Below are 24802 nucleotides of genomic sequence, written 5' to 3' on the forward strand. Positions count from 1 at the left end.
CACCGGCGCCGGTTGGCGCGCTGCCGGGGTGGTGACGATGTGCAGGTCGCGGCGTGCGCCGGCGCGGCCGGACGGCTGCGCCGCCAGACGGAACACCGACACCAGCTCGCTCAGCGCGGCCGCCTGGTCCTGCATGCTCTGCGAGGCGGCGGTGGCTTCCTCCACCAGCGCGGCGTTCTGTTGGGTCACGGCGTCCATGCCGGCGATGGCGGTGTTGACCTGCTCGATGCCGGCGCGCTGCTCCTCGCCGGCGGCGCTGATCTCGCTCATGATGTCGGTCACGCGGCGCACGCTGTCCACCACGTTTTCCATGGTGGCGCCGGCCTGCTCAACCAGCTGGCTGCCGTTTTCCACCTGCTGCACCGAATCGCTGATCAGCTCCTTGATTTCCTTGGCGGCGGCGGCCGAGCGCTGCGCCAGGTTGCGCACCTCGGTGGCCACGACCGCGAAACCGCGGCCCTGTTCGCCGGCGCGCGCCGCTTCCACGGCCGCGTTCAGCGCCAGGATGTTGGTCTGGAAGGCGATGCCGTCGATGACGCCGATGATGTCGACGATCTTGCGTGACGACTGGTTGATCGAGCCCATGGTCTGCACCACCTGCGACACCACGGCGCCGCCTTGCTGCGCCACCGCCGACGCGCTCAGCGCCAACTGGTTGGCCTCGCTGGCGCTGGCCGAATTCTGCTTGACGGTGCTGGTCAGCTCCTCCATCGACGCGGCGGTTTCCTCCAGCGACGCGGCCTGCTGCTCGGTGCGGGCCGACAGGTCGACGTTGCCGGCGGCGATCTGCTGCGATGCGCTGGCGATGGTGTCGGTGCCGGCGCGCACGCGCTCGACCAGGCCGGCCAGGCTGTCGCGCATCGACTTCATCGCGAACAGCAGGCTGTCGCGGTCGCCGTCGCGGGTGTCGATGGCCACGCTCAGGTCGCCGTCGGCGATCTGGCCGGCGATCGCGACCGCGTAGTCCGGCTCGCCGCCGAGGCGCTGCACCAGCCAGCGCGTGATCAGCGTGGCGCACAGCGCGCCCAGCACAATGGAGCCGATCAGCAGGGTGATGATCCACAAGCGCGCCGACGCATACAGGGCGTCGCCCCGGTCGGAGGCGGCATCGCCGCCTTCCTCGTACAGCTTGACCAGCTTGTCGATCTGGCCGCGCAGCGACACGATCAGCTTGTTCGATTCGCCGCGGATCAGCTGCTTGGCGGCGGCATCGTCGCCCTGGCGCACGGCGGCGCGGATCTTCGCGTCCTCGGCCATGTAGCGGTCCCACATCGACAGGAAGTCGTTGTACAGCGCCTGTTCCCCGGGGGTGGCGATCAGCTTGACGTAGGTGTCCTGCATCTGGCGCAGGTCCACCAGGTCGTTGGCGATGACCTTGTCGTACTGGTCCATCTGTTTTGGATCGGTGGAGATGATGTACTGGAACTCGCGGGTGCGCACGCGGGCGATCTGCGCCTTCAGGTCCTGCACTACGCGCATCGCCGGCATCCAGCGCTCGGACAACTCGGTCGACGCGCTGTTGACCTGGGCCAGCTTGATGATGGCAAACATATCCACTGCGGCGGCCAGGGTCAGGACCAGCGCAAACGCCAGCCCCAGCTTGGTCGCCAGCTTGAGATCACGTAACAAAGTCATAGGACAATTCCTTCAGGAGCAAGTGGACGGCGCAATGTTTGGGCGCCGCCCTGATTTGTTATTTGGGGAGCCGTGAGAATGTGTGATATTTCCCACGGGAAACGCATGGTAGCACAAGACAATTAGTTGCGCTTACTCCCCGCAGTGCAGCAAGTTCTACGTAGTTTCCGCATGTTGCGTCGCAGCATGAGATGTCGTGGTATTTGCGGAAATATTTCCTTGCGGCATTTTTTTTGGGAGGTCCTGATGGGCGCAGCACTCAAGCAGTCACCACATATTTTCGTCACCGTGCGCGATTTCGACTGGGGTCAAGATCAGTCGGCCATCGTGGCGATCGTCAGTCGCTACTTCAGCGACTACAACGGCAACGGCTTCTATCCGCACCCGGACGAGGTGGCGCTGCAGCGCGAGCTGCTGGCGGTGCCCGCATTGCAGCAATTGCGCCGCCATCTGCGTCATGCCGGCGTCCGTGGCTTGGCCATCACCGGCCTCGGCCTGGCCGGTCTGGCGGAGGCGGAGCGCAACGCCGTGCTGTACGCCATCGCGCTGAGCCTGGGCTTCCCGACCTCGACCGATCAGCGCACCCAGCGCGTCGCCTGGGACATCCGCGCGCGTCCGGGCAGCGCCGAGCAGAACCGGTTTGTCACGTTCTCCGAGCGCGTCGGCAATGCCGACATGCATACCGATTCTTCGTTCTATCCGATGCCCGAGGAGCAGTTCCTGCTGTACGTGGTACGCGCCGCGCAGTGCGGCGGCGGCGCGTCGCTGCTGATCGATGTGGACGCTATCCACGCCGAACTGCAGCGCACCGAGGCCGGCCGCGCCAGCTTCGAACTGCTGAGCGAGGCGCGGCTGCCTTTCCGCGTGCCGTCGGTGTACGCGGCCAATGACGAGCAGGTGGAAATCGAACTGGCGCCGGTGTTCGAACGGCTGGGCGACAGCCTGGCGATGCGCTGGCGCTACGATTCCATCCTCAAGGGCCTGGCGGCGCGGCCGGCGCTGGACACGCCGCCGCTGCGCGCCGCGCTGACGCTGCTCAACGAGGTGATCGAACAGCGCGCGCCGCGCTTCTGCGAGCACCTGCCGGACGACACGCTGCTGTGGGCCGACAACCGCCGCACGCTGCACGGCCGCGCCACCTACACCGATGCGGCGCGCCACCTGATCCGTATCCGCATCGGCGACACGCCCAATGCCGAGCGCATCGGCCCGTCCGGCGTGGCGATGGATTGAGCATGCTGAACGCGATACTGCCGGTCTTGCTGATCATCCTGCTGGGGGGCGCGATCCGTCGCTACGGCTGGCTGCCCGAGGCGTTTTTCCCGTCAATCGAGAAGTTCTCGTACAACATCTGCTTTCCGGCCCTGCTGTTCAGCGGCACGGCCAAGCTGAGCTTCGGCTCGGCCGAGGTCGGCGACCTGGCGCTGGCGACGCTGCTGCCGACCGCGCTGGTGACGCTGGCGGCGCTGCTGTTGCTGCTGCCGGCGCGCGCCTTGCCGGACGCGGCGCGGTCGTCGGTGGTGCAGGGCGCGGTGCGGCCCAACACCTACTTCGGCATCGCTGTGTCGGCGCTGCTGTTTCCGCCGCAGACGACCGCGCTGGTGATGCTGTCGCTGGCGCTGTGCCTGCCGGTGGTGAACGTGATCTCGGTGATCGCGCTGTCGTGGTGGAGCGGCGTGCCCGCCGACGCCGGCCGCATCGGCCGCAACCTGGTTCGCAATCCCATCATCCTGTCGACGCTGGCCGGCGTGGTGTGGAGCGTGGCCGGCCTGCCGCAGCCGGCGCCGCTGTTCAATACCCTGGACATCCTCGGCAAGGCGGCACTGTGCCTGGGCCTGATCTGCGTCGGCAGCGGCCTGGAGTTCTCGCGGCAGGGCTTGCGGCCGATGGCGCTGAGCCTGACGTCGGCGTTGAAGCTGCTGTTGCTGCCGCTGCTGGCCGCCAAGGTCAGCCTGCTGTTCGCGGTGCCGGCGCCGGTGGCGCTGGCGGCCTGCTTTTACTGCGCCTTGCCGACCGCACCCAACGCCTACATCATGGCCCGGCAGATGGGCGGCGACACCCGGCTGATGGCGTCGCTGATCACGGTGCAGACGCTGCTGGCCGCGCTGACGCTACCTTTGAGCAGCCAGTTCCTGCGCTGGATGGCCTGATGCCGGCCACGCCGGCGTCCGGCCCAGGCCGAACAGTGGGCGCAGCACGGCGATGCGGCGCACCACTTCAAACACGCCGAAGCTGATGCCGAAGGTGAGCACCACCAGGAACACACCCTCGATGGTCGGCGCCAGCTTCACTGGCTTGAGCCAGTGGGCCATGGTGACGATCAGCGTCTGGTGCAGGATGTAGACCGGGAACACGGCCTCGGTCAGATAGCGGCGTTTGGCGCTGTCGAAGTTCAGGTGGCGGCGGCCGAAGCCGCACACCGTCAGTATCGCGGTCCATTGGCAGACGCAGTACACGGCGCGCATGATCGGCTTCCATTGCAGAACCTCGGTCGTGCTGGCCAGCGCGTCGGGGATCGACCAGTAGATGACGATCAGCGCCCAGCTGCACAGCCACAGTCCCAGGCTGGTCCAGCGCAGCGACTCCACGCGTGCCCAGAAATCGGTCTGCATCGCCAGCAGCGCACCCAGGGCGAACACGAAGAAGTATTGCGCATGGTTGTACCAGTCACCGAACAGCGCGTGGGTGCTGGGGAAGTGGTCGACCAGCGCATAGCGCGCCGCCGCCAGCACCGCCACCGGCAGCGCGATCAGACGCCAGCCGCTGAGCAGCCGGCCCAGCGCGGCGCCGATGGCGTCCAGCCGCGCGCCCAGCAGCCAGGCGATCAAGCCGCCGATCATGGTGTAGACCCACAGGTAGGCGACGAACCACAGGTGGTTCCAGGTCGGCAGCGCAAGGCAATCGCCGTTGCGGCAAAAGCCGTGGTAGGCGGCGATGTAGCGCTGCATGAATTCAGCGTAGCTGCCCTGGTAAGCGATCTTTTCGACGATTTCAAAATACGATTGCGGCGGCACGATGACGAACATGCCGAATATCAGCGGCACCAGCAGCCGCCAGCTGCGCTGACGCAGCAGCGCGCCGACGCGCATCTTCTTCAGCATGAAAGCGGTGGCGACGCCGGAAATCATGAACAGCAACGCGAGGCGCCAGGGCGACGACAAAATCATCAGCGGCTCGATGGCGGGACCGGCGTCGGGGCTTTTGACGTGCCAGTCCCACGTCACGTAGTACATGCCGGTGTGATAGAGGATCAGCAGGCAAAACGCAAAGATGCGTATCCAGTCGAAGTAATACAGGCGTTGTTGATTCATTTCAGGCTCCATGTTTTTATGAAGCCAGATTAAAGGACGTGGCGCGCCGTCGTCCATCGCCATGGGGCGAATTGGGCGCGGCGAGGGGCGAGTTGGACCTTACTGGCCGGGCGGCGGCTGCCAGAGCTCGACCTTGTTCCCCTCGGGATCAATGACCCAGCCGAATTTGCCGTAATCGCCATCCTCGGTCTTTTCCAGCACATGGCAACCCTCGTCGCGCAGGGCCTGCAGCAATCCGCTCAGGTCGTGCACGCGGTAGTTGATCATGAAGGACGAGGTGCTGGGCGCAAAGTGGTCGCCGTCAGCCTGGCTGATGGACCAGGCGGTGGTGCCGGACTCGGTAAACGCCGCGCCGCCCCAAGGCTGGACGTCGACACCCAAGTGCTGCTGATACCAGCCGCGTAAGGCCGCTGGATCTTTTGCATGAAAAAATATGCCGCCGATACCGGTTACACGTTTCATGATCGCCTCCCCAAAGTGGAGCCTTAGCTTACCATGCAGGCAAACGCTTATTGAAAATGGGCGACGACGTCGGCGCGATACTGGCGGCTCAGCGGCACGCGGGCGCCGCCGCGCAGCAGCAGTTCGCCGTCGCCTTTGTCGTGGTTGATGATGCTGGCGATCCAGTCGATTTGCACGGCGGCGCGGCGGTGGCAACGGATGAAGCGTGGGCCGAGTTTTTCCAGCAGGCCGGCCAGCGTCTGGCGCATCAGCGGTTCGCCGTCGGCGGTGTGCAGGATGACGTAGTTGTCGGCGGTTTCTATCCACTGGATTTGCTCGACCTTGACGATGCGCGTGCCGCCGCGCTCGGGGATCAGCAACTGGCCGACCGCCGGCAGCGGCGTGCTGGCCGGCCGCTGCGTGGCCAGACGTTCGCGTGCGCGTTGCAAGGCGCGTTGCAGGCGTGGCTGGTCGTAGGGCTTGAGCAGGTAGTCGATGGCGTTGGCGTCGAAGGCGCGGATGGCGTATTCATCGTAGGCGGTGACGAAGACCACCAGCGGCGCCGGCGCCGGCAGCGAGGCGGCGACATCGAGGCCGGAAATTTCGGGCATCTGGATATCGAGCAGCAGCAGGTCGGGCGCGAAGGCCGGCAGCGTCTCCAGCGCTTCAACACCGTCGCGGGCTTCCTCGATGGCGCTGATGTCCGGCTCGGCCGACAGCATGCGCCGCAACTTGTCGCGTGCCGGGCGTTCGTCGTCGACGATCAGGATGCGCATGGCAGCCTCACTTCGGCGCGCACACCCGCCGGCGACAGCGCGGTGAGCGCGAATGCCGCGCGGTCGCCGTACAAGGCGTCCAGTCGCTCGCGCAGGTTGCGCAGGCCAATGCCGGGCGTTCCCATGCCGGCGTTGGCCGCGACGTTGCCGGCATCGTCTTCCAGCCGTAGCAGCAGATCGCCGCCGGCGCGCTGGGCGGAAATGGTGATGACGCACGGCTGGCGGCGTTTTTCCACGGTGTGTTTGAAGATGTTTTCCAACAGCGGTTGCATGCTCATGACCGGCACGTCGCAGGACAGCAGCGAGTCGTCGATGTCCCAGTGGATGCTGACGCGGTCAGAAAAGCGCTCGGCCATCAGGCCGGCATAGCCGCGCAGGATGCGCAGTTCCGTTTCCAGCGGCACCAGGTGGCGCTCGCCGATGTCCAGCGTGGCGCGCAGCACGTCGCTCAGCTGGACCAGCATCGCGTCCGCCCGTTGCATGTCGCTGTACATCAGCGAGGAGATGGTGTTGAGGGCGTTGAACAGGAAGTGCGGCTGCATTTGCTGGCTCAGGCGCAGCAACTGCGCTTCACGCAGCGAGGCGTTGGCGCGTTCGACGCGCAGCTTTTCTCCCAGCATCGCGTGGAAGGACAGCACGCCAAAGGTGATCGTGGCGAAGATGCAGAAGAACACTGTCATCTTGATGTCTTCGTACAAATACACCGAGGCCCAGTCGCCGTGCGTGTAGCGCTCGCCGGCCAGTGCGTACACCGCGTGGCGCATGCCGAAGGCCATCGGCACGAACGCCACCCAGTACACCGGCAGCCACACAAACTGCCGCGCGAACCAGCGCAAGGGCGAGTGCAGCAGGTGGTCGTATCGACGCGTGAAGTGGCGCTGCGCCAGCAGCAGCAAGGTGCCGGTCAGCGCCGATGACGATTCCCACAGTATCGGCTTCCACACGCCGTGATCATGATCGCGCAAATACTCCTGCACCGAGGTGGTGATCATCAGCAGCCAGAATAATACCCAGGCGATCGCGATAACGGTGCGGGTTCTTTGCATGGTGTCAGCGGTAGCGCGCTTCCATCAAATCGATCTCGCGCACCAGCTTGCGCGAGATGGCGTCGGAGATGTGATCGTGCCGCGCCAGGTCGAACACCGTGCGGCGTTCGGCCGCCAGCGCGGCCAGGCGCAGTTCCTTTTCGGCGGAGTCGGTCTTGCGCCAGGCTTGCTCGCTCTCCGGGTCGACCTCCTTCAGCTTGTGCTCATAGAAGGCGATCACGCGCGCCGCCGCCTGCGGATACACTTCCGGATCGATGCAGGCGTCCGATTCCATCAGCTGCACCTGGGTTTTCTCGATGGCCTCGATGGCGGCGTTGGCGGCGGCGCGGCGCGCCAGGTCTTCCTCCCGCTGCTCTTCCGGCTCGGCCGGGAAGGTCATGCCGGCCAGCAGGCGTGGCAGGGCGACGCTGGCCACCAGCAGCGACAGCAGAATCACCGCGCAGGCGAGGAAGATGGTCAGCGCGCGCGCCGGGAACGGATCGCCGTTCGGCAGCATCAGCGGCAGCGTCAGCACGCCGGCCAGCGTGATGGTGCCGCGCGCGCCGGCCAGCGTGGTGGCCAGCAGCAGGCGCGGATTGATCTTGTGGCGCGGCTGGTGGCGGAATTTCTGCTTGAAGATGGTCAGCCGCAGCGAGGTCCACACCCACGCCATGCGCAGCACCAGCAGGCCGGCGGTGATCGCCAGCGCATACACCACCAGCCACCAGCGGCTCAGGTGGCCGCTTTCCTCCAGCGAGGTGCCGGCCAGGCGGAAGATCTCCGGCAGTTGTTCGCCCAGCAGCACGAACATCACGCCGTTCAGCGTGAACTGCACCGTGTCCCACACGGCCGAACGCTGGATGCGGGTGGCCGCCATCGCGTGGCCGCTCAGTTCCACATAGCTCATCGTGACGCCGGCCGCCACCGCCGCCAGGATGCCGGAGGCGTGCAGGCGCTCGGCCACCAGGTAGGCGCCGAATGGGATCAGCAGGTTGACCAGGATCGGCGAGCCGGGCGGCTCGCCGAAGTGGCGGGTCAGCCAGCGCTGCATCCAGGTGATGGCCATGGTGACGGCGACGCCGGCGGCGATGCCGGCGATCACCAGCCAGACGAAGGTGAGGGCGGCGGTCTGCAGCGAGAAGGTGCCGGTCATGGCGGCGGCCACGGCGAAGCGGAAGCACACCAGGCCGGAGGCGTCGTTGAGCAGCGATTCACCTTCCAGAATGTGCATCAGGCGCTTGGGGATCGGCGTGGTGGCGGTGATCGAGCTGACCGCGATCGGGTCGGTCGGCGAGACGATGGCCGCCAGCGCGAACGCCACCGGCAGCGGCATGGCCGGGATCATCCAGTGGATCAGGAAGCCGGCGCCGACCACGGTGAACACCACCAGGCCGAAGGCCAGTTCAAGGATGGTGCCCTTGTCGCGCAGCAGGCCGCTTTTGGGGATGCGCCAGCCGTCGAGGAATAGCAGCGGCGGCAGAAACACCAGGAAGAATAAATCCGGCTCCAGGTCGACGCCATGCGCCGACTGGGCCGCGATCAGCGCGCCCAGGCCGATTTGCACCAGCGGCAGCGGGATCGACCCGGGCAGCACCTTGCGCAGGTAAGCGCTGGCCACCACCGCCAGCAACATGATCAGTACGACTTCGATTGAATCCATTCCCTTCCTTTACTACGCGAATAGCTGCGTGAATACCAAAACTGTCTAAGCTTACACTATTGGAAGTTCGGTAAGAAGTTGGCGCGCGACACCATCGGTACACTAGCGGAATGGAAATCTTTCTGGCATAATCTGTGCCTTCTGCGGGAGTAGCTCAGTTGGTAGAGCGCAACCTTGCCAAGGTTGAGGTCGAGAGTTCGAGACTCTTCTCCCGCTCCAGAATTCAGTAGCACATCGAAAGGCAGCCTGCGGGCTGCCTTTTTTGTTGTTTATCGTTCTCTAATACAACATCTTGGTCGTTGCTAACGTTATACTGGATGCGGACCACCGAAGGAGACGAATCCATGAAATCAGTGCAACAGGAAGTTGATGAGCGTAGCAACCTGACCAACTCCAATAAATTCGAACTCCTCCTGTTCCGTCTCGGCGGCGACGCCAACGGCGAACACTCGGAGTTGTTCGGTATTAACGTCTTCAAAATCCGCGAAATCGTCGCAATGCCTGAAGTAACTGCTGTGGCCGGGTCCCCGCCACACATGTTGGGTGTTGTGAACCTCCGCGGGCAAATCATCACGGTGCTGGATTTGCCAGGCATCGTCGGTGTGACCCCAAAAACTGGTCTGAATATTATGCTGGTCACCGAATTCGCCCGCACCACGCAAGCGTTCGCGGTCGAGTCGGTGGATGAAATCGTGCGCCTGGACTGGAGCCAGGTGCTGACGGCCGAAGGCACGGCCGGTGGCAAGGTCACCAGTATCGCCCGTGTCGATGGCGACGTGCAGAACACCCGCCTGGCGCAGGTGCTCGACGTCGAAACCATTTTGCGTGAACTGGTGCCGGCCGAAGGCAAGGATGTCGATCCCGAAACCATAGGACCGAAAGTGCTGCTCAAGCCGGGCGCCGTGATCCTGGCCGCCGATGATTCGGTGGTGGCGCGCAACCTGATTGAAAAAGGCCTGGAAGCGATGGGCGTTCACTTCATCATGACCAAGTCGGGCAAGGAGGCATGGGACCGCCTTCAAGTCATCGCCGACGGCGCCAAAGCCGAAGGTGTGCAGATCAGCGATCGTGTCGCCATGATCCTGACCGACCTGGAAATGCCGGAAATGGATGGCTTCACGCTGACCCGTCTGGTCAAGCAGGACGCGCGCTTTGGCAAGATCCCGGTGGTGATTCACTCTTCGTTGTCGGGCAAGACCAACGAAGACCACGTCAAGGGTGTCGGCGCCGACGCGTATGTGGCCAAGTTCTCCGCCGAGGACCTGGCCGGCACCATTCGCACGGTGCTGTCCAAGGCGGCTGCCGCGTAAGTAAAGAAACAAGGTAGTATAAAGGGCCACGACGGTGACGTCGTGGCCCTTTGTTTTTGTCCGATGCACTTTCAGGAAAGGAGCTACCGTGGCAGCCAAGAAAATTCTGTTTTTGACGGGTGACTTTGCGGAGGATTACGAGACCATGGTGCCGTTCCAGGCGCTGCAGGCGGTCGGTCACACCGTGCACGCCGTGTGTCCGGACAAGCGCGCCGGCGACACCATCAAGACCGCGATCCACGACTTCGAGGGCGACCAGACCTACACCGAAAAGCCCGGTCACCGCTTCACACTGAACGCCGATTTCGCGCAAGCCGAGGTCGGCGACTATGACGCGCTGGCGATCGCCGGCGGCCGCGCGCCGGAGTATCTGCGCCTGAATCCGCGCGTGATCGAGTTGGTGCAACAGTTCGCCGCCGCCAACAAGCCGATCGCGGCGATCTGCCACGGCGCGCAGTTGCTGGCCGCGGCCGAGGTGATCCGCGGTAAAACCATCTCCGCGTATCCGGCCTGCGCGCCGGAGGTCAGACTGGCCGGCGCCAGCTATGCCGACCTTCCGGTCGACCAGGCGGTGACCGACGGCATCTTCGTCACCGCACCGGCGTGGCCGGCGCATCCGGCGTGGATCGCCCAGTTCCTGTTGAAGCTGGGCACGGAGATCAGACTGTAGCCAGGTTGCTGGCGTGGAAGCGCAGATGGTCTTCCACAAACGTCTGGATGAAGTAGTAGCCGTGGTCGTAGCCTGCATGCCGGCGCAGCGTCAGCGGCTGCGCCGCCGTGGCGCAGGCCGCCTCGAAGGCTTCCGGATACAGCTGCTCGGCGAGGAACTTATCGCCCAGTCCCTGATCGATCAGGATGCCGGCCGGGAAGGGTGTCGTCGCTTGCGTCATCAGGGAAGTGGCGTCATACTGCGCCCACGCGCCCTGGTCTTCGCCCAGATAACCGGTGAAGGCCTTCTTGCCCCAAGGGCATTGCGATGGCGCGGCAATCGGCGCGAACGCGGACACCGAGCGGAACACGTCCGGGCGCTTCAGCGCCATCGTCAACGCGCCATGGCCGCCCATCGAGTGGCCGAATACGCCGATGCGCCGCGCATCGACCGGCAGTTCCTGCCCCACCAGTTCACGCAGCTCATGAATATAGCTGTACATGCGATAGTGCCCGGCCCACTTCGCCTGCGTGGCATCGACATAAAAACCGGCGCCCACGCCGAAGTCCCAGCTGTCGCTCTCGCCATCCACATTGGCGCCGCGCGGACTGGTGTCGGGCGCGATCAGCATCAGGCCGAGTTCCGCCGCCACGCGCTGCGCCCCGGCTTTGATCATGAAGGTCTCTTCGGTGCAGGTCAGGCCGGCGAGATAGAACAGGGCCGGCACGGGGCCCTGTTGCGCCTGCGGTGGAATGAAGACGGAGAAGCGCATCGGCAAGCCGATCTCGCGCGATTCGTGGCGGTAAAAACGCTGGACGCCGCCGAAGCATGCATGTTCGCTAAGAAGTTCGAGCATTAAATGTTTCCTTAAGTTCCCTAGCGCACAGTGAGCGCGCTAGCAATACTGCAGAATTGTACAAGTATTGATAAAAAGGAGAAGTACATGCCGGATCTTCAGGTCATTTTGGCCGATATGGGTTGGCCCTTGGCCATTGCCGTCGCCTGGCTCTCAGGAGAATTGCTGCACCGCTGGACGCGCCTGCCGCGCATCAGTGTCTACGGCCTGGTGGGTTTTCTGCTCGCACAGGCCTTTCCGGAAGCGCTCAGCAGCGGTGCCGCGAGCAACGTCACTATCATGGCCAACCTGGCCTTCGGTTTGATCCTGTTTGAATTTGGTTATCGCATCAATCTGCACTGGCTGCGGATTAATCCGTGGATCGCCCTCACCGGCGTGGTGGAATCGGCCGCCACGTTCGCGGTGGTGTACGCGATTTCTCATCTGACCGGCATGCCGCCGCTGACCTCTTTGCTGCTGGCCTCGCTGGCGATGTCGACCTCGCCGGCCGGCGTGCTGCGCGTGATTAACGAAGAAGACTCGTCCGGCCAGGTGACCGAACGGGTGTTGCACCTGGTGGCGATCAACAGCGTCATCGCGCTGTTCGTGTTCAAGGTGGTGGTCGGCTTCTGGGTGTTTGAAACCTCCGGCAGCCTGACGCAGGCGATGTCGCACAGCGGCATTGAGCTGCTGGGCTCGGCCGTGATGGGCGCGCTGATGGGCTTTCTGGTGCCGGCCGTGCTGCGCCGCCTTGGTGCGCTGGCGCGCGACGGCACCATCGCTTTCGCGCTGGGCGTGATTCTGCTGGTGGCGGCGGCGCGCGCGTTCGACGTGTCGCCGGTACTGGCGACGCTGACATTCGGCCTGGTGGCGCGCCACAATCGGGTGGCGTTCAGCCGCACCGAGCGTAACTTCGGCGGCATCGGCGAACTGCTGACCGTGTTGCTGTTCGTGTTCGCCGTGTCGACGCTGGAATGGGAGCGCGTGGTCGATGGCGCCGGCCTGGCCGCCGTGCTGCTGCTGGCGCGCTTCCTGGTCAAGACGGCCAGCGTGGCGGCGTTCGCGCACGTTGGCGGCATCTCGTGGCGCAAGGGCGTGCTGACCGGTATCGCGCTGTCGCCGATGTCGGTGTTCGTCACGCTGTTGCTGGAGCAAACCAAATACATGGGCATCGTGCTGGTCGATGAACTGGCCGCGCTGGCGGCGATGACGCTGCTGCTGGAAGTGGTCGGCCCGATCATTACGCAGCGCGCGCTGATCTGGGCGAAAGAAACCCATCAGGAGGAAAAATAATGGCATTGGAAGAATTCAAGGCATCGAAGCCGCTCACCATGGGCGTTGAGCTGGAGATGCAACTGGTGAGCTTGTCGGACTTCGATCTGACCGCCTCCAGCCCGGACCTGTTGCACCTGTTGAGCCGCAAGCCGTTTCCCGGCAACGTGACGCCGGAAATCACCGAGAGCATGATCGAGATTAACAGCGACGTGCACACCAACCATACGGAACTGGTGGCGCAGCTGCAATTGATCCGCGACACGCTGGTGCAGGCCGGCGAGCAACTGAACATCGGTATTTGCGGGGGCGGCACGCACCCGTTCCAGAAATGGTCGGAGCGGCGCATTTTCTCCAAGCCGCGCTTCAAGGAAGTGTCGGAGCTGTATGGCTACCTGGCCAAGCAGTTCACCATCTTCGGCCAGCACGTGCACATCGGCTGCGCCTCGGGTGACGACGCGCTGTTCCTGCTGCATTCGCTGAGCCGCTACGTGCCGCACTTCATCGCGCTGTCGTCATCGTCGCCGTATGTGCAGGGCAATGACACGCTGTTCAACTCGGCGCGCCTGAATTCGGTGTTCGCCTTCCCGATGAGTGGCCGGGCGCCGTTCACGCAAAGCTGGCATACCTTCGAGCACGAGTATTTCGCCAAGATGGAACACACCGGCGTGATCAAGAGTATGAAGGACTTTTACTGGGACATCCGTCCCAAGCCGGAGTTCGGCACCATTGAGCTGCGCGTGTGCGACACGCCGCTGACGGTGGAACGGGCGGCGGCGCTGGCGGTGTATCTGCAATCGCTGTGCGCATATCTGCTGGAGCGCCGCGAGGAGGCGCCGGCCGAGGACGATTACCTGGTGTACAACTACAACCGTTTCCAGGCTTGCCGCTTCGGCCTGGACGGCACCATCGTCCATCCGAAAACCTACGAGAGCCTGTCGCTGCGCGAGGATATCCTGACCACGCTGCGCAAGATGGAGCCGTATGGCCTGCAACTGGGCGCCACCGCCGGTCTGCAGCATCTGATGCAGGTGACGCACGAGGGCAGCGACGCCCACTATCTGCGCCAGCAGTTCGACGCCAGCGGCAGCGTGGAGGGCGTGGTGGACGCGGCGATTCAGCGTTTCCGCGGCAGGTGACGCCGGTCAAGCCGGCGGTGCCGGCTTAGAAGCGGGTTTCGCGCGCCACGCGCAGGAAGTTGTCGAGGATGCCGGTGCAGTCCAGCAGCTCGACACCGCCGGCCTGGTGGAATTCCGGATGCCATTGCAGGCCCATCACAAACGGCGCCTTGCGGTAGCGGATCGCCTCGATCACATTATCCGGCACCGACAGCGCTTCGATCGACATGTCGCGCCCCAGCGTTTTCACCGCCTGGTGGTGGATGGAGTTGACCAGCCCGGCGGTCTTGCCCTGGAACATGCGCGTCAGCGACGAACCGGTGGGGAAGGCGATTTCGTGGCGATTGCGGTCGTAGGCGTCGTTGACGTGGGCCAGCGAATCCGGCACGTCGGTGGCGATGTCCTGGTACAGCGTGCCGCCAAAGGCGACGTTGATCAATTGGCAGCCACGGCAGATGCCGAGCACCGGCTTGCCGGCTTCGACAAACTCGTGCAGCAGCTCCAGCTCGTACATGTCGCGCGCGCGGTCGCCGCCCCATTCCGGCCGGGTCGGCACCTCGGAGTAGCTTTGCGGCGAGACGTCGGCGCCGCCTTGCAGCACCAGGCCGTCCAGATGCTTGGCGTAGTCGCGCAGGCGGATGTTGGATGGGTGCAGCAGGCCGTCGGTATTCACCGTCGGGATCATGAACACCAGCACGTCGCGCGACATCACCCACTGCGCGATCGATTCTTCCAGATATTGCAGGTTCTTGCTGCGCAGGCCGGTCGCGCCGGGCTCGGGGTGGAAAATGCGGGCGGACACGCCGATGTGCAGCGGCCGCTGGATGATGTGGCGCGTGGCCGCCGCCGCGATGCGCCGGTAGCGCGCCATGATGACCCGGCCCCACAGGCTGAACACGGTGTCGCCGGGGTCGAGGTAGCGCGGCGTGCCGATGTCCGGCGTGCTTTTCGGTTCGGTCCGGCGGCGCTCGCCGTGGTCGGAGGCGCGGCGTTGTGGTGCAGGGGATGGTGAGGTTGGGTCTTGATCGTCGGGTCCGGCGCTCATGCTGATTCCTGTCTGTCTCGAATGGCATTAGTTTGCCATACCTCAAGGTCAACAGTCGTCCGCTTCGATTGTGGAAGGTGAGGGCGGTAACGCAGCGCTGTCACCGTCTGGCTCAACAATTGGTAACTTTCACTCTTGGCAAGCAAGGAATGTCCTACGCGAGCACAAGCTGTGAACTCTCAGGCCTGGCGTGGTGATCGCTTTACGATGGTGGTCCTGACGCGTCAGCGACAGGATAACTACTCAAGGAGATATATCATGGCAAACGCGAACCAGGGCAATCAAGGCGGTAATCAGGGTGGCAAAAATCAGCAGAGCGATACCAGCAATCGCGGCTTCGCCTCGATGGACCCGGAACGTCAGCGTGAGATCGCAGCGGAGGGCGGCCGTGCCGCCCACGCATCGGGCAATGCGCATGAGTTCTCGTCCGAAGAGGCGCGCCGCGCCGGCGCAATGAGCCACAAGAACGACGCTAACCAGCAGAGTGAAGGTGGTGCTGGCGGTGCCGGCGGTGCACGTAGCAGCGGTGGTGGCAACCAGCAAAGCGGCGGCACCCGTGGTGGCACGCCGGAGCAGCATGCGGAAGCCGGCCGTCAAAGCCCCAAGAAGGATCGCTGACCACGCCATCCATGGTCGGTCAGCGCACATCGTCACCGGCGATGTGCGCTGTGCGTGCGGCAAGCATCACGGTGCTGGAGAAGACAGCAGGCCGACCAGGGCGTCGGCAAAGGCTGTCACCAGCGGATCGGCTTCGCGGCGGGTGGCGAGACCTATTTTCGTCAGCAGAGTGCCATGCGCCAGCGGCACGAAGTGCACACCGGCCGGGGCGGTCAGCCGCATACATTCCGGCACGATGGCGATGCCGAGACCGGCCTCGATCAAATTCAGTTGCGAGGACTTGCGCGACAGCGCGCGCGCCGGCTTGGGGAAGAAGCCTTGTGCCAGGCACAGATTGGCCACCAGATAGCTGAGGCCACCACGGTCCTTGTGCGGGATCGAGATGAAGGGCGCCTCGCTCAGCTCCGCCAGCTCCACATTGTCGCGCGCCGCCAGCGGCGAGCTGCGCGCCACCGCCACCATCAAGCGCTCGCTGCCGATCTCGCGCACTTGAATGTGGGGATGACGGCGCAGCGTCGGCAGACGCAGCAGGCCGATGTCGACCCGGCCTTCCTCGATTTCCAGCGTCTGGTTTTCCGATGGCAGCATCGACACATCCAGCGTGACGCCCGGATGCTGGTGCAGCGCATCGGCCAGGGCGTTGCTGATGCGAGGCGTCAAGATGACCGAGCTGGAATGCTGCAAGCGGAGCATGCCCTGCGCGCCTTTGCCCACCTGCCGCGCCTGCACCAGCGTATCGTCGATCTCTTCCAGAATGCGCTTGCCGCGTTCGTAGAATAACTGGCCGGCCGGCGTCAGCTCGAACTGGCGCGCGTCGCGCGTCAGCAGTGGCGTTTGCAGTTCGTCCTCCAGTTCCTTGATCTGCCGGCTCAGCGCCGACTGCGCGATGTACAACTTCTCGGCCGCGCGCGAGTAACCGCCGGCGTCCACGATCTCTATAAAATATTTAAACTGTTTAAGCGAAATCACCGTTATGCCGTTTCGAGATGGATGGCCGCCGTTTTTGATATTGGATCAATTCCCGGCTGGCCGTTAAAGTGAAGCGTCTCTTCTTCATACACGGAACCTGCCATGTTGGGATTAATTGGCGTTGTCGGCCTGCTGGTGAGTATTGCAGTAAAACTGATCTGCGTCCAGATTGGGTGCGCCAGCGGAGTCGACGCGCGGGAGGATTAGGCCGCATAATCGTGGCATGATCAAACGCATTTTATTTATCGGCCTCGGCACACTCATCTTCATTCCGTTGGCCGCGTGGGGCACGGGCGCGCTGTGGTTTCAGCTGCCGTTCGGCGATGTCGCGCGCTGGCTGGCGCTGGTGGCCTGGCCGCTGTTCAGCCTCATCACGCTGGTCGCCTTCTGGCGCCGTCGCTACCGGCTGCCGGCGGTGTGGCTGGCGCTGTTGCTGGCGCTGATGGCGTGGTGGAGCACCATTCAGCCATCGCACCAGCGCCGGTGGGCCGACGACGTCGCGCGCATGGTCACCGGCAACGTCGATGGCAGCGTCGTTACGCTTGATCAGGTGCGCAACTTCGACTGGCGTAGCGATACCGACTATACCGTCCGCTGGGAACCGCGCCAGTATGATCTGACGCGGCTGCGTTCGGTCGATGTGGCGCTGTCTTACTGGATGGGGCCGGCCATCGCGCACACGCTGGTGTCGTTCGGCTTTGACGATGGCCGCTACCTGACGTTCTCGATTGAAATCCGCAAGGAGCGGGGCGAGAGCTTCGACGCTGTGGCTGGTTTCTTCAAGCGCTACGAAACCGTGCTGATCGCCGCCGATGAACGCGACATCCTGCGCGTGCGCACCAATGTCCGCGATGAGGACATGTGGTTGTACCGCCTGAAGATGCCGCCGGAGACGATGCGCTCGCTGTTCCTGGCGTATCTGGACGAAGGCGAGCAGCTCAAGGCCGCACCGCGCTTTTACAACACGCTGACCGGCAACTGCACCACCATCATCTATCAGATGGCGCGTCGCATCACGCCCGGCTTGCCGCTGGATTGGCGTCTGCTGGCTTCGGGCTACTTGGACCGCTACCTGTACCACCTTGGCGCGCTGCAAGGGCAGGGCGATTTTGACACCTTGCGGCGGCAGGCGCACATCACGGCCCGCGCCCGCGCGGCGGATCAGGCGGCGGATTTTTCGCGGCGTATCCGCGCTAACTGACGCCGATGGACTCGGCCGCCATCTGTTGCAACTGGTGCTTGAGGATTTTGCCGCTGGGCGCGGCGGGCAAACGCGCCAGCGCGATGATCGCGGACGGGCGCTTGTACGGCGCCAGCCGTTCGGCCAGATAGTGCCGCAGGGCGTCGATGTCGAGCGTGTGGTGGGTGTCGAGTTCGACAAACGCCACCACTTCCTCGCCACCATCGGCCGCCGGGCGGCCCACCACGGCCGATTGCGTGACGGCCGGATGCGCGTTCAGCATGGTTTCCACTTCCAGTGGATAGACGTTGAAGCCGGAACGGATGATCAGCTCTTTGGTGCGACCGACGATGAACAGCGCGCCGTCCGCATCCTGGCGCACCAGGTCGCCGGTGTTGAGCCAGCCGTCGGCATCGATGACGGCGGCGGTCAGGTCCGGCTGCCGGTAGTAGCCGCGCATGACGTTCGGGCCGCGTATCCACAGTTCGCCGATCTCGCCTGATGCGGTTCCGCCGCCGTCCGGCTGCAGAACGCGCGCCTCCACGCCGGGAATCAGATGGCCGACCGAGGTGTCGTCGCGCGGCTTGTCCAGCCGGGTCTGGCTGATGGTCGGCGCGCTTTCGGTCAGGCCGTAGCCGTTGTGCAGCGGCAGGCCGAGCAAGCGCTCCACCCGCGCCTTCAGCGAGGGCGGCAGCGGCGAGCCGCCGGCGTAGGCGAAGCGCAGATGCGTATGCAAGGGCGTGGCCGCGTCGCCCAGCTTTTCCAGCAGGCGCGCGTACATCGCCGGCACGCCTTGCACGATGGTCAGACGATGGTCCCGCAATGCCCCCAGCAACTGGTCCGGCGTGAAGCGCGGGCACAAATAGAGGCAAGCGCCAGCGTACAGCGTGCCCAGCATCACGGAGGTGAGCCCGTAGACGTGGGTGATCGGCAGCACGCCGTAGGCGCGGTCGTCCGGCGTCAGGCCGCGCAGCGTGCTTGAGACGGCGGCGATGAACAACAGATTCCGATGTGTCAGCATCACACCTTTCGGCGCGCCGGTGGTGCCGGTTGTGTAGAGCAGCGCGGCAACCTGCTGGTGCGAGGCGGCGTGCACCGGCTCGGGCGCGCAATCCTGGTTGAGGTCGCCGACCGTCCAGGCCGCCGGCGATCCGGGCGTGGCCAGGTAAATTGCGCGCCGCGCACCGCTGTGCGCCAGCACCACCTCCACCTCGCGCGGCGACAGCCGGCCGTTGATGTGGACGATCCACGCATCCAGCTCGGCGGCGGCAAAGCTCAGCACCACCTGGTCGACGCAGTTTTCGCCCACCACGGCCAGCCGGTCGCCGGGCCGCAGTTGCAATGCACGCAAGCGGGCCGTCGCCTGATCGATGGCGGCGGCCAGTTCGGCGTAAGTCCAATGGCGCGCGCCGTCGTGCAGCGCCGGCGCGTGTGGCGTGCGTTCGGCCCAGCGGCGTGGAATGGCGGAAATGCGGGCGGGGAGTGAGGCGAGTAGCTGTGCGGTATTCATCACCGCGCATTGTGGCCGATATGGCCGGCGGCGATCAAGCCTTGATGTCGATCAGCGTGCCGAGATTCTGGTCGGCAGCCTGGATCACCTTGGCCGACAAATCGAATTGTGCCTTGTACACCAGCGAATTGGTGGTTTCGGTCGCCAGATTGGTGGCGCTGGGGCCGTCCACCTGCAACAGTTGTTGCCCGCGCAGGGAAATCGATACGCCGGTGCCAGCCGGAGCGTTTTCCGCGAACTGGGCCTGCGACGGCTGGAAACCCTGCGTGCCGATATTGGCAATCGCGTGCGCGCTATTGCCCAACGCGCGTTCTGCGGCGTTGAGTCCGGTAACTCCTGAGCTTAAGGCGGCGATGGCCATGATGATAGTTTCCCTTCGGCAATCTCAACAGTCTACACCGATGCGCCGCAGAATGCACGAACTGATGAAAAAACAGGCGCGGCGTTGTTCCAGTTTGCGCAGTTGACTTGCATTATCACGCTTATGGTATCCTTTCGCCCGATATTGTTCATAAGAAACACTCATTGGGGAAAAAGTGAATGGCTTTGTTTGATTTTCTGGAAAAAGAGCACACCGTCGCCGGTGCCGGTTTTAATCGTTGGCTGGTGCCGCCGGCGGCGCTGGCGATCCATCTGTGCATTGGCATGGCCTATGGCTTCTCGGTGTTCTGGCTGCCGCTGTCGAAGGCGCTGGGCGTCAAGGAAGTGCTGGCTTGCCCGGCCGATATCGGCGTACTGGAGCGTATTCTGTCGTCCAGTTGCGACTGGCAGATCTCCATGCTGGGCTGGATGTACACGATGTTCTTCGTGTTCCTCGGCCTGTCCGCCTGGCTGTTCGGCGGCTGGCTGGAACATGCCGGCCCGCGCAAGGCCGGCGTGGTGTCGGCCCTGTGCTGGTGCGGCGGTCTGGTGATTTCCGCGCTGGGCGTGTATCACCACCAGATCTGGCTGATGTGGCTCGGTTCTGGCGTGATCGGCGGCATTGGCCTCGGTCTGGGCTATATCTCGCCCGTGTCGACGCTGATCAAATGGTTCCCGGACCGGCGCGGCATGGCCACCGGCATGGCCATCATGGGCTTTGGCGGCGGCGCCATGATCGGCGCGCCGCTGGCCGACAAGCTGATGAAACACTTCGCCACCCCTGCCTCGGTGGGCGTGTGGGAAACCTTCCTGGTCATGGCGGCGATTTACTTCGTCTTCATGATGGCCGGCGCGCTGTCCTACCGCGTGCCGGCGACCGGCTGGAAACCGGCCGGCTGGACGCCGCCCGCGACCAACGCCAATGCGATGATCACCACCCGCCACGTCCACGCCAGCAAAGTGTGGGGCATTCCGCAGTTCTGGCTGGTGTGGTGGGTGCTGTGCCTGAACGTGACCGCCGGCATCGGCATCCTGGGCATGGCGTCGCCGCTGTTGCAGGAAATTTTCGGCGGCCAGTTGCTGGGCGTCGCCGCCACCTTCAACGAGCTGGACGGCGCGCAGAAAGCGCAGATCGCCGCGATCGCCGCCGGCTTCACCGGCCTGCTGTCGCTGTTCAACATCGGCGGCCGTTTCGTCTGGGCCTCGTGCTCGGACTTCCTGGGCCGCAAGGTCACCTACGGCATCTTCTTCGTGCTCGGCTTTGCCTTGTACGCGTCGATTCCGGGCATGGCGCACAGCGGCCATCTGGCCTTGTTCGTCGGCTTCTTCTGCGTCATCCTGTCGATGTACGGCGGCGGCTTCGCCACCGTGCCGGCCTACCTGGCCGACCTGTTCGGCACGCAGATGGTGGGCGCGATCCACGGCCGCCTGCTGACCGCGTGGGCGGCGGCCGGCGTGTTCGGTCCGATCCTGGTCAACTACGTGCGCGAGTATCAGATCGCCAACGGCGTGCCGAAGGCGCAGGCCTACGACATCACCATGTACGTGCTGTCCGGCCTGCTGGTGGTGGGCCTGATCTGCAATCTGCTGGTGCGCCCGGTGGCCGACAAGCACTTCATGACCGACGCCGAACTGGCGACCGAGAAGAAGCTGGCGCACGAGCGCGACGCGGCCGCCGCGACCGGCACGGCGGTGGTCTCGCACGGCACCACCAGCCCGCTGGCGGTGGCCTTCGGCTGGCTGGCGGTCGGCATTCCGCTGGCGATCGGCGTTGCCATTACCGTGGAAAAAGCCTCGGTGCTGTTTAAATAACACGGTAGAATCAATCTCCAGCTTACGGGGCCGCTGACGGCCCCGTTTTTATTTCAGGAGTGCCATGCTCGAACTACGCAATGTTGTGAAGGTTTATGGGAAAAATGTCCGTGCCGTGGACGACGTCAGCCTTGAGTTGCCGTCCGGCGTGACGGCGCTGATCGGCCATAACGGCGCCGGCAAGACCACGCTGATGCAGATGATCGCCACCATCGCCAGGCCCACCAGCGGGCAGATCCTGCTGGAGGGCGTCGACATCGTCCAACAGCCCGATGCCATGCGGACGCGGCTTGGCTTTCTGCCGCAGGATTTCGGCGTGTATCCAAACCTGACCGCGCTGGAGTTCATGCAGTATTTCGCCGCGCTCAAGGGCGTGCGCGATCCGGCGCGGATTCGCCGCTTGCTGGAGCTGGTCAACCTGCACGACCATGCCGATCGTCATGCCGCCGGTTTCTCCGGCGGCATGAAGCGCCGGCTGGGGATCGCGCAAGCGCTGCTCAACGATCCCGATGTGCTGATCGTCGACGAGCCGACCGCCGGCCTTGATCCGGAGGAACGGCTGCGCTTCCGCCATCTGCTGTCCGAGATCGGTCTGCGCAAGCTGGTGCTGCTATCGACCCACATCGTCTCCGATATCGAAAACATGGCGGGCTGGCTGGCCGTCATGAATCAAGGCCGGCTGGTGGCCTGCGACACGCCGGACAGCTTTGTGCAGCGCGCGCGCAGCCAGGTGTGGTCGGTCACCGTGCCGACCCAGGATTACGAGCGGCTGAGCGCAGGACTGCAGGTGTTGCAGGCGCAGCGCCATGCGGACGGCGTGACGCTGCGCATCGCCCATCCATCGATGCCGTTGGCCGGCGCCTTGCCCGCCGAGCCGACGCTGGAGGAAGCCCTGATGATGCAGCGTTACGCCGTGCGCGAACGCCTGGACGTGGCGGCATGACGGCGGCCTTCACGCCGCACGGCGGCGCCGCGCTCAAGGTATTGTTGCTGACCGAGGTGCGCCTGCGCATGCGCCGCCCGGGCACGCTGGTGGCGGTGCTGGCGCTGATTGGGCTGACCTGGCTGATGGTCGGCGATCCCGCCAGGGGCGACGCGATGATCGTCAGCGATGGCGCGCGCGTGGCGTACACCAGCACCAGCCTGGCGATGGGCAGCGCGGCGCTGACCGGCCTGTTCTTCGGCCTGGCCGGTTTCTATCTGGCGCGCGGCCGCATGGGCGAAGATGTGCGCAGCGGTATCGGCGCGGTGCTGGCCGCCACGCCGCTCACGTCCGCCTGGTTCCTGCTGGGACGCTGGCTGGGCAATGTGGCGTATTTGTGCGGTCTGTTGCTGATTTTCCTGGCGACCATGCTGGTGCTGCATGTGCTGCGCGGCGACGGCCCGGTGCAGCCGACGATGTATCTGCAGACCTATGCGCTGGTGCTGTTGCCGCTGGTGTTCTTCACCGCCAGCATGGTGCTGCTGTTCGACGCCTGGCCGCCGCTGATGGGCAAGGGCGGCGATGTGTTGTACTTCTTTGTGTGGGTGGCACAACTTTCCGTGGGCGCCGTGTCCGCCGGCGAACGTGGCGTCTGGCATCCCTTGCTGCTGGTGGATTTCTCGGGCCTTGGCGCGATCATCGGCGCGATCCAGCAGGTGCTGCCATCGCAAGGGCTGGTGATCGGCGGCGGCACGTTCGATCCGGCGCTCGCGACGCGTGTGTTGCCGGACGCCCTGTGGTCACCGGCCATGGTGTGGACTCGGCTCGGTAGTGCCATGCTGGCCTTGCTGCCTTTGCTGCCGGCGCTGCTGCTGTTCCACCGTTTTTCGCCGGACCGGGTGAAGGCGCGGGCGGCGCGCGGCGGCTGGTCGCCGCTGGCGCTGCTGAATCGCTGGTTGCGACCGTTTGCGCGTCTGGTGCGGCCATTGTTCGGCCTGGCCGCGCGGTTGCCAGGTGTCGCGGGTCAGGCGCTGACGCAACTGGCTTTAACGCTGGTCGTCAATCCGGTGGCGGTACTGGCGGTGCTGGCGCTGTTCGTGGCCGGCTGCGTGGTCGGCAGCGCGCAACTGGGGACGGTCGTCTGCGTGGCGGTTCTGTTGTGGGGCGTGCTGATCAGCGACATCAGCGTGCGCGATACGCAGTACGACGTCGAGGCCTTGAACGCCGCCGCGCCCGGTGGCCGCGTGCGTGCCTATGTGGCGCAATGGCTGGCCGCCGTCGCGCTGGCGCTGCTCTTCACGGCGCCGGCATTGCTGCGCTGGCTGGCACAGGCACCGCTGCGGGCACTGGCGTTGCTGGCGGGCGTGCTGGCCTTGTCGGCGGCCGCCGCGCTGCTGGGTAACTGGAGCCGCAGCGCGCGGCTGTTCCTGGGTTTGTTCTTGTTCGGCATGTACGTGGCGACACAGGCGGTGAGCGTGCCGTGGTGCGATGTGGCCGGCTTCAACGGCGCGGCGACACCGGTATCCGTGGCAGCTTATGCCTTGGCGGCGGTGTTGCTGTTTGCGTGCGGAATCGCGACGCTGCAACAGCGGCTGGCGAGGAAGTAAGGAGACGTTTGACGCAGATCAAACGAGACACATCGAGCTAACGTAGCCTTGACGTTCGCGCTGCATTTCGCGGCGTGGACCACTTCTCCAGGCACTTAACTTTCGAGGCATTTATGTATCCATTCTCCCAAACTGTCACTCCCGCTGCAAAGAATCACATGGAAGCGCAATTGTCGTTCTTCAACGACATGTCCAAGTCCCTATTCCGTACCGTTCAGCAGTACAGCGATCTGAACATCCAATTGGCGCAAACCCTGCTGGAGGAAAGCACGCAGGCCAGCCAGCGCGTCATCACCGCCAACCGCCCGACCGAGGCGTTGGCCGCCGCCGCCGCACACGCTCAGCCAGCCGCTGAGAAACTGCGCGCGTATCAGCAACATATTTCCCGCATCGCCGCCGATACCCATGTCGACCTGTCCAAAGTGGCCGAAGAGCACGTACAGGAAACCAGCCGCACCGCCAAGGCGCTGGCCGACGAAGTGGCCCGCGTGACGTCGGAAGAAACGGAAAAAACCATGCGCAACCATCAGGACGCGGTGGATAAATTTACCGATCCGTTCCGCACCGATGGCGCCCGCCAGGCGCGCGGAAACGAAGGTCGCGGCAGCCAGACCCTGCAGAGCGGTCAGAACGGCGCTGAAGGTCGTGACGCCGGCAATCTCCAGGGGCAGGCCACCCAGGCCCAAACCGCCGCCCAAGCCGCCGCGCAGGGCAGCAAACAGACTGGCGCTCGTAAAGAGCCCTGAT

Annotated in this window: 23 protein-coding genes and 1 tRNA gene; 13 read left to right on the forward strand and 11 right to left on the reverse strand. The window is 64.6% G+C overall.

Annotation, left to right across the window (positions count from 1 at the left end; genetic code table 11):
* Positions 1-1635 (reverse strand): methyl-accepting chemotaxis protein (locus tag GTP44_RS23520; RefSeq protein WP_161021321.1); only part of this gene is annotated, 1635 nt, incomplete at its 3' end.
* A gap of 246 nt (positions 1636-1881) precedes the next feature.
* On the opposite strand from GTP44_RS23520, the gene GTP44_RS23525 reads away from it, so the two are divergent.
* Both GTP44_RS23525 and GTP44_RS23530 read left to right on the forward strand, forming a co-directional pair.
* A complete protein-coding gene (locus tag GTP44_RS23525; RefSeq protein WP_161021322.1) occupies positions 1882-2868 on the forward strand; it encodes a TauD/TfdA family dioxygenase in 987 nt (328 codons plus the stop codon).
* Positions 2869-2870: 2 nt separating this feature from the next.
* Complete coding sequence (locus GTP44_RS23530) at positions 2871-3785, forward strand: AEC family transporter (RefSeq protein WP_161021323.1); 915 nt, start codon at positions 2871-2873, stop codon at positions 3783-3785.
* Here the strand turns inward: GTP44_RS23530 and GTP44_RS23535 are convergent.
* The 5 genes from GTP44_RS23535 to GTP44_RS23555 form a co-directional block, all read right to left on the reverse strand.
* Positions 3747-4946 (reverse strand): acyltransferase family protein, encoded by a 1200-nt coding sequence (locus GTP44_RS23535; RefSeq protein ID WP_229257049.1) that lies wholly within the window; start codon positions 4944-4946, stop codon positions 3747-3749. The genes GTP44_RS23530 and GTP44_RS23535 overlap by 39 nt on opposite strands.
* A 99-nt stretch (positions 4947-5045) precedes the next feature.
* Positions 5046-5408, reverse strand: coding sequence for a VOC family protein (locus GTP44_RS23540; RefSeq protein ID WP_161021325.1), 363 nt, complete (start codon positions 5406-5408; stop codon positions 5046-5048).
* Positions 5409-5455: 47 nt separating this feature from the next.
* A complete protein-coding gene (locus GTP44_RS23545) occupies positions 5456-6163 on the reverse strand; it encodes a LytR/AlgR family response regulator transcription factor (RefSeq protein ID WP_161021326.1) in 708 nt (235 codons plus the stop codon).
* Positions 6151-7209: a sensor histidine kinase gene (locus GTP44_RS23550; protein WP_161021327.1), complete on the reverse strand. Its 1059-nt coding sequence runs from the start codon at positions 7207-7209 to the stop codon at positions 6151-6153. The genes GTP44_RS23545 and GTP44_RS23550 overlap by 13 nt, the downstream gene beginning before the upstream one ends.
* 4 nt (positions 7210-7213) lie before the next feature.
* Positions 7214-8848: a Na+/H+ antiporter gene (locus GTP44_RS23555; RefSeq protein WP_161021328.1), complete on the reverse strand. Its 1635-nt coding sequence runs from the start codon at positions 8846-8848 to the stop codon at positions 7214-7216.
* A gap of 143 nt (positions 8849-8991) precedes the next feature.
* Here GTP44_RS23555 and GTP44_RS23560 point away from each other — a divergent pair.
* The 3 genes from GTP44_RS23560 (at position 8992) to GTP44_RS23570 (ending at position 10828) form a co-directional block, all read left to right on the forward strand.
* A tRNA-Gly gene (locus GTP44_RS23560) sits at positions 8992-9067 on the forward strand.
* Positions 9068-9192: 125 nt separating this feature from the next.
* A complete protein-coding gene (locus GTP44_RS23565; RefSeq protein ID WP_161021329.1) occupies positions 9193-10158 on the forward strand; it encodes a chemotaxis protein in 966 nt (321 codons plus the stop codon).
* 88 nt (positions 10159-10246) lie between these two features.
* Positions 10247-10828, forward strand: coding sequence for a DJ-1/PfpI family protein (locus tag GTP44_RS23570; RefSeq protein WP_161021330.1), 582 nt, complete (start codon positions 10247-10249; stop codon positions 10826-10828).
* Here GTP44_RS23570 and fghA read toward each other — a convergent pair.
* Positions 10818-11663, reverse strand: coding sequence for an S-formylglutathione hydrolase (fghA, locus tag GTP44_RS23575; protein ID WP_161021331.1), 846 nt, complete (start codon positions 11661-11663; stop codon positions 10818-10820). The genes GTP44_RS23570 and fghA overlap by 11 nt on opposite strands.
* An 87-nt stretch (positions 11664-11750) precedes the next feature.
* Between fghA and GTP44_RS23580 the strand changes: the two genes are divergently transcribed.
* Together GTP44_RS23580 and GTP44_RS23585 are read left to right on the forward strand one after the other, a co-directional pair.
* Positions 11751-12935, forward strand: coding sequence for a cation:proton antiporter (locus GTP44_RS23580; protein WP_160990041.1), 1185 nt, complete (start codon positions 11751-11753; stop codon positions 12933-12935).
* Positions 12935-14053, forward strand: a complete 1119-nt coding sequence (locus GTP44_RS23585) for a YbdK family carboxylate-amine ligase (protein WP_161021332.1) — start codon at positions 12935-12937, stop codon at positions 14051-14053. The genes GTP44_RS23580 and GTP44_RS23585 overlap by 1 nt, the downstream gene beginning before the upstream one ends.
* Positions 14054-14078: 25 nt before the next feature.
* Here GTP44_RS23585 and GTP44_RS23590 read toward each other — a convergent pair whose 3' ends face one another.
* Positions 14079-15077: a gamma-glutamyl-gamma-aminobutyrate hydrolase family protein gene (locus GTP44_RS23590; RefSeq protein WP_160990043.1), complete on the reverse strand. Its 999-nt coding sequence runs from the start codon at positions 15075-15077 to the stop codon at positions 14079-14081.
* A gap of 258 nt (positions 15078-15335) precedes the next feature.
* Here GTP44_RS23590 and GTP44_RS23595 point away from each other — a divergent pair, with 258 nt between their 5' ends.
* On the forward strand, positions 15336-15695 hold the full coding sequence (locus tag GTP44_RS23595; protein WP_161021333.1) for a KGG domain-containing protein: 360 nt from the start codon (positions 15336-15338) through the stop codon (positions 15693-15695).
* A 66-nt stretch (positions 15696-15761) separates the two neighbouring features.
* Here the strand turns inward: GTP44_RS23595 and GTP44_RS23600 are convergent, their stop codons facing one another.
* Entirely contained in the window at positions 15762-16664 is a 903-nt protein-coding gene (locus GTP44_RS23600; protein ID WP_161021334.1) for a LysR family transcriptional regulator, read from the reverse strand.
* Positions 16665-16887: 223 nt separating this feature from the next.
* Between GTP44_RS23600 and GTP44_RS23605 the strand changes: the two genes are divergently transcribed.
* Entirely contained in the window at positions 16888-17865 is a 978-nt protein-coding gene (locus GTP44_RS23605; protein ID WP_161021335.1) for an Lnb N-terminal periplasmic domain-containing protein, read from the forward strand.
* Here GTP44_RS23605 and GTP44_RS23610 read toward each other — a convergent pair.
* Together GTP44_RS23610 and GTP44_RS23615 are read right to left on the reverse strand one after the other, a co-directional pair.
* Positions 17858-19354, reverse strand: a complete 1497-nt coding sequence (locus tag GTP44_RS23610; RefSeq protein ID WP_161021336.1) for a class I adenylate-forming enzyme family protein — start codon at positions 19352-19354, stop codon at positions 17858-17860. The two genes, GTP44_RS23605 and GTP44_RS23610, sit on opposite strands and share 8 nt — an antisense overlap.
* 34 nt (positions 19355-19388) lie before the next feature.
* A complete protein-coding gene (locus tag GTP44_RS23615; protein WP_160990048.1) occupies positions 19389-19715 on the reverse strand; it encodes a flagellar basal body rod C-terminal domain-containing protein in 327 nt (108 codons plus the stop codon).
* A gap of 179 nt (positions 19716-19894) precedes the next feature.
* Here GTP44_RS23615 and GTP44_RS23620 point away from each other — a divergent pair, with 179 nt between their 5' ends.
* The 4 genes from GTP44_RS23620 (at position 19895) to phaP (ending at position 24801) form a co-directional block, all read left to right on the forward strand.
* Positions 19895-21526: an OFA family MFS transporter gene (locus GTP44_RS23620; RefSeq protein WP_161021337.1), complete on the forward strand. Its 1632-nt coding sequence runs from the start codon at positions 19895-19897 to the stop codon at positions 21524-21526.
* 64 nt (positions 21527-21590) lie between these two features.
* Positions 21591-22469: an ABC transporter ATP-binding protein gene (locus GTP44_RS23625; RefSeq protein ID WP_161021338.1), complete on the forward strand. Its 879-nt coding sequence runs from the start codon at positions 21591-21593 to the stop codon at positions 22467-22469.
* Positions 22466-24055, forward strand: a complete 1590-nt coding sequence (locus GTP44_RS23630; RefSeq protein WP_161021339.1) for an ABC transporter permease — start codon at positions 22466-22468, stop codon at positions 24053-24055. The genes GTP44_RS23625 and GTP44_RS23630 overlap by 4 nt, the downstream gene beginning before the upstream one ends.
* Positions 24056-24213: 158 nt before the next feature.
* The gene (gene phaP, locus GTP44_RS23635) at positions 24214-24801 is read left to right on the forward strand and encodes a TIGR01841 family phasin (RefSeq protein WP_229257050.1); all 588 of its coding nucleotides are present in this window, start codon (positions 24214-24216) and stop codon (positions 24799-24801) included.
* The last annotated feature ends 1 nt before the right edge of the window (position 24802 follow it).

The sequence above is a fragment of the Duganella lactea genome, assembly GCF_009857505.1.
GTDB classification, from domain to species: domain Bacteria; phylum Pseudomonadota; class Gammaproteobacteria; order Burkholderiales; family Burkholderiaceae_D; genus Rugamonas; species Rugamonas lactea.